The sequence below is a fragment of the Staphylococcus canis genome (assembly GCF_016238445.1).
Classification (GTDB): Bacteria; Bacillota; Bacilli; order Staphylococcales; family Staphylococcaceae; genus Staphylococcus; species Staphylococcus canis.
Map to the genome: position 1 here is coordinate 1 of NZ_JABANU010000046.1, position 4,212 is coordinate 4,212.

The window sequence follows — 4,212 nt, forward strand, 5'->3', positions numbered from 1 at the left end:
TGTTGAGTCAACTATACTTTGTGATGTGCTTTTACTCATAGATGTACTTGTTGATGCTGATTCACTTGCTGATGCTGACTCACTCGCTGATTGTGATGCGCTTGCACTTGCTGACGCTGATGTACTTGCTGATAATGACGTACTTAATGAAGTACTTGCACTTGCTGATGTCGATGCGCTTATTGAACTTGATGTACTTGCTGATAATGACGCACTCTTTGACTCACTCAATGATGCGCTTTGAGATAAAGCTTCACTCTTCGAGGCACTTGCTGATGCACTTTGCGAGTTAGCTACACTTTTCGAAGCACTCGTTGATGCACTTTGCGAATTCACTATACTTTGTGATGTGCTTCTTGATGCACTTTGCGAGTTCACTAAACTTTGTGATGTACTTGCTGATACACTTTGATTTGTACTTTGACTCGCTGATGTACTCAGTGAACCACTTGTGATTGGTTCTGTACCTTTAATCGTTCCACTAAAGTAATTGACTCTATTTACAGCGGTAGAGTCTTGTGTAGCAAATGGTGAGAATGACCAAGTCAAGTCACCACTTGTATTTGTGATTGGTACCGTAAATATTGATGTTAATCCATATCCATCTTTAGCATAAAAACCATTCATAAATGGCGTGCCGTCCCACCAGTATCCTTGTAGTGTACTATTCATTTGAACATTAGCTACCGGTGTTTTGGTATTAAAGTCCCCATAACCAGGCATTGTTGTACCTTGAGTGACTGATGATGGTGTGCCATATCCACTACCAAGTTTTAACATTGGATAATTTATATCATTTGTATTTGTTATCGCTGTAGTCAATGGTGCATTTGGTTGTGTTTCAATCGTTGTTGTATTTGGATTATCGTATGAAACTGTGTATTTAAATGTTAATTTTGTACCGTCACTTGTGACATCTAATTTGTAATAGATAGGAACGTTATTAAATTTATCTACGCCTGTACCAGTATATGTACTTGTAACAGGTGCTGCAGCCGTCGCAAAAAAGACAGTTTGACCAATTGATGCTGTATCAGTTGCACTTAATGGTGCAAATACAAATTGATCATTTTGTGAATCAACAATAAGCGTTGACGTAGAGTCACCGCTAGACTGACTTTGTTCAGTTGTTGCTAAATCGGTATTTGAAGTGCTTGTGCTTTGATTTGAAGTGCTTGTGTTTTTGTCTTGTGTACTTGTTTGAGATGTACTGTTTTTACTATTATCAGTACTATTTGTTGAAGTACTATCTTTTGTACTAGTTGTACTATCAGTAGTAGAGGCCGTTTCTTTAGTTGAAGTGCTTTCTTTAGAAGTATTGCTTTGTGACGTACTATCTTGTGAAGTATTATTTTGTGTCTCACTTGTGGACTGTGCTTGAGTACTTTCTTTTTCGCTAAGACTTTCACTTGTGCTTGCGCTTTCGCTTGTACTTACACTTTCACTTTGAGATAGTGATTCACTTTCTTGAACTGATGTACTATTGTCGCTTTCAGATGTCGTTTCTGAATTGCTAGCGTTACTCTCAGAAGTCGTCGTTGTTTGAGAATCAGATGTTGTGTTTGTTTCTGAAGCAACACTGTCAGTACTTGCTGAAGCTGAATCTTCAATAACGACAGATGTTTGGTTCCCTACAGTTTGACTTTGAGTTGCAAGTTCAGATGTTACAGGTGCATCTGATGCTGCGAATGCTTGTTGATCATGTAGCATATTGGCGGTAAACATACCCCCTGCTACTGCTGTTGTTCTCAGGATGTTTTTCGTATGGCTTGATGGACCATTATCTGTCAATGTTTCTTTCTCTGTTACTTTTTGACTTAAAAATGGTGTGCCGAGTGCTTTTAGAATCTGAAATTCTTTAATTCCTGCTTTAACCCAGTTTTTTCCGGATTTGTACAGTTTGACTCTGGCTTTCTCGTCGCTTAGACTTTGCTTAAATTCTGTTAATTTCTTTTTCGACATTACATAACTCCCATTTGTTCAATTTAATCATAGTAACATTACACCACTATAAAAGTATTATAACGTAAATTTTGTATAATACAACAAAATTTATTCTTAAATCTAAAATGTGAAATGCTAACTACAATCAATACCTTTCCCATAATTTTTTAAACATTACAAGATTATAAGATAAAAAAAATAGCTATTAACATAACTCCCTTAAAAGTTATGTTCTAAAGTATACCAAATCATTTGCAACATGGTATACTTTTCCACCTTAGTTTACAATTTTTTTACAAATGCCTAATACACCTATTTGCTTATTTTAAACTACGCTCATCAATTGACCCTTTATGGTGGTAATCCTATAATGAAACTAAGTTTATGAATTTTAATATTTTCATACTTGTTCATACTTAAAAGGAGGGTTTATTTTATGAAATCACAAATGATTCCAGGAGTTGGCACGAAGTATTCTATGCTTACTTCTAATGAAGAAATCATTCATATCATTATGCATTACAACGGAAAACGTGAAGTATACATTACTGATTTGGATGAAAATGTTCTTGCAACTATGACACTCAATTCAAGTGAAGCAAGAGAGGTTGCTTTAAAATTAATGGATGTCGAACATGATACGGTTGAGAAACAAGAATTTGAGCGTTTCTCATTATTACGTAAAGAAATGTTAGTCGATTGGATTAAAGTAGGCAAAACTTCTTCATTAAAAGATACTGAAGTCGAACAAGCAGAACATAGAGTGCCTGAAGGTATTAATATCGTAGGAATTAGCCGTGGGGATCAAGTTATCCCTAAACCAAGTGGATCAGAAAAAATATTAGAAGGTGACACATTACTTGTCATTGGCTATAATGATGCCATTTCTGAATTTGAAGCAATGTGTAAACCTAGCGTGATGTAACTATGGATGTCACGAGTTTACCCATTCTGTTAATGAGTGGATTGCTGTTACTTTTACTATTTATTGGGGGGTATGTTGCCAATAAATTCAGCATTCCAGATGTAATTATTTTCTTGCTCATTGGGATTACACTTGGATTATTTGTCTCAGGTACAGAACTGATTGAGTTTGCCGCTGAGGTTGGAATTGTGCTGATGTTCTTTATGTTAGGGATGGAATTCCCAATTCGACAACTTAAAGATATGGCCATTCGCATTTATAAACCCGGCTTTTTAGATTTAGGTTTGTCCTTTTTTGTAACGGTTGGTATTTTGTTGCTTATGAAACAGCCGCTTCCAACCGCTTTACTACTCGGGGGTATTGTGTACGCAACAAGTTCTTCTATTACGGTAAAGTTACTTGAGAAAAATAAACGTATGACTACAAACGATTCCAACTTCTTACTCGGGTTACTCATCTTTGAAGATATTGTATCGCCTATTCTTGTGGCGATTATCGCAAGTATGTATTTAAGTAACGCTGTTTCAATTGGAAGTCTGTCAATCGTACTTATTAAAATAATTATTCTTTTAATTGGTGCGATTGTACTTGGTCGCTTTGTCTTTAAACGTCTAAACAAATTTATCGAAAAATATATCAGTGAAGACTTTTTTATTTTATTTATTGTGAGTGTCGCATTAAGTTACGCAGGTCTTGCTTTATTCTTAGGACTTTCTGAAGTATTCGGTGCGTTCTTAGCAGGGATTATGCTTGCAGAAACGAAAAAACCATCTGCTTTACAACAAACCGTGCGAAACTTGAGAGACCTGCTCATGCCTGTATTCTTTATCAACTTTGGTATGACCATTCAACTTACTTCAGGTGTATCAATGTGGGAAACACTGCTCGTGCTTGTTGTATGGTCTATCATTGCGAAAATCGTCGTGGGTTACTTCGGGGGTAAACAATACGGATTACGCCCTCAACCTGCTTTACGTGCAGGGCTATCCTTTACGCAACGTGGAGAGTTCTCAATGATTATCGCGGCGTTCGCGACAACACAAATTAAAACATTTAGTGGTATCTTTATTTTGATTTCTGCCATCATCGGTGTTGGACTTTTCCAATACGCACCAAAAATGGCTCAAAAATTTACTAAACAGAGTTCAAAACAAGTTGAAACACCAAAAGTTCCTTAAATACGTATAAAATAAAAGAGGCGCTATGGAAACTATTCTGTACTGCACCCCAAAAGTTGAACCTACAAAATTCAACTTTTGGGGTGTTTAATTATGAATAAAAGTTATAGTTTAGATTTCAAACTTAAAATATTACAAGAATACAAAAGCGGGCAACTTGGTTAT

3 protein-coding genes are annotated in these 4,212 nt (G+C 36.1%); 2 read left to right on the top strand and 1 reads right to left on the bottom strand.

Going from position 1 to position 4,212, the window contains the following annotated elements; translation table 11 throughout:
• Positions 1–1,962 (bottom strand): KxYKxGKxW signal peptide domain-containing protein (locus HHH54_RS10740; RefSeq protein WP_198618792.1); only part of this gene is annotated, 1,962 nt, incomplete at its 3' end.
• 418 nt (positions 1,963–2,380) lie between these two features.
• Here HHH54_RS10740 and HHH54_RS10745 point away from each other — a divergent pair.
• The gene (locus tag HHH54_RS10745; RefSeq protein ID WP_198618793.1) at positions 2,381–2,869 is read left to right on the top strand and encodes a cation:proton antiporter regulatory subunit; all 489 of its coding nucleotides are present in this window, start codon (positions 2,381–2,383) and stop codon (positions 2,867–2,869) included.
• Positions 2,870–2,871: 2 nt separating this feature from the next.
• Entirely contained in the window at positions 2,872–4,047 is a 1,176-nt protein-coding gene (locus HHH54_RS10750; RefSeq protein ID WP_198618794.1) for a cation:proton antiporter, read from the top strand.
• Positions 4,048–4,212 lie beyond the last annotated feature (165 nt).